The 579-nt window shown below is 54.9% G+C and carries 1 protein-coding gene; it reads right to left on the bottom strand.

Annotated elements, in window-relative coordinates; genetic code table 11:
- A partial coding sequence (locus ACSZO4_RS25785) for an IS4/Tn5 family transposase DNA-binding protein (RefSeq protein WP_437891923.1) occupies positions 1 to 469 on the bottom strand: 469 nt, incomplete at its 3' end.
- Between the last annotated feature and the right edge of the window lie 110 nt (positions 470 to 579).

The following is a 579-nucleotide window of genomic DNA, read 5'->3' on the forward strand; positions in this document are numbered from 1 at the left end:
GCTGATGTTTCTTACCGTAATCTGCCGTCGCACGGCACCAGCGTTGCTGGTCGATGAGGCCGACCACACGGGCGCTGTCCGGGGCATAAAGCAGTACAGAGTGAGCCATCAGCCCGTGGGCATGCTTACTGGTGCCGATATTGCCCAGTTCGTCAGCGGCCGAACGGTGACCAAAATTAAGCGTGGTGGTGTCTTCCAGTGCAAGCAGGAGCGAGTGTTCAGGAGCGGCTCTGGCCGTCGCAGCAAAACCCGCGTCAGCGATGGCATCAGGTAAAACCGCAGGGTTGCGCATCAGGCGATAGGCCCCTTCAACGTCAGCAGGAGAACGGGAAGATTTCACGATAGAGAGTCCGATATGTTGAGCCAGTGAGGAGGCCAGAGTGACAAGCCGCCGGGTGCGGCGCAAATCCCCTAATTCAGCGGATCCAAACATGTCGTTAGCCCATGAATAGCAATCAGAAAGCACCATAGCAGAACACCAGAAGCGGAGGGAGTATCAAACAAAGATCAACAAACGGGGAAAAGATTCAAAAAAATCCCCCGACAATGTTGCCGGAGGATTTGTGTATAAGAGACAGC

Origin of the sequence: Phytobacter sp. V91 (assembly GCF_965644225.1) — a bacterium.
Lineage (GTDB): Bacteria > Pseudomonadota > Gammaproteobacteria > Enterobacterales > Enterobacteriaceae > CBFFRJ01.